1 protein-coding gene is annotated in these 273 nt (G+C 48.0%); it reads left to right on the plus strand.

Annotated features, from left to right (window positions below; genetic code table 11):
• Positions 1 to 273 (plus strand): ATP-binding cassette domain-containing protein (locus RYX56_RS22350; protein WP_317124121.1); only part of this gene is annotated, 273 nt, incomplete at both ends.

Below are 273 nucleotides of genomic sequence, written 5' to 3' on the forward strand. Positions count from 1 at the left end.
GGAAAAAAGGCAGTTGTTGAGGATGTTTCGGTTACGATTCAGCCGCGAAAAATCACCTCCTTTATCGGACCGAATGGGGCGGGAAAGTCGACATTGCTCTCCATGGTCAGCCGGCTGCTTGATGCCGATACCGGGGAAGTGCTGATTGACAAGTCCGATGCCAAGAAAATGAAATCGAATGATTTTGCTAAAAGGGTCTCGATTTTGAAACAGTCTAATTATATGAATGTCCGCCTCACCATTCGGGAACTCGTTTCCTTCGGCCGTTTTCCG

The organism is Alkalihalophilus lindianensis (genome assembly GCF_032843265.1).
GTDB lineage: Bacteria > Bacillota > Bacilli > Bacillales > Bacillaceae_D > Alkalihalophilus > Alkalihalophilus lindianensis.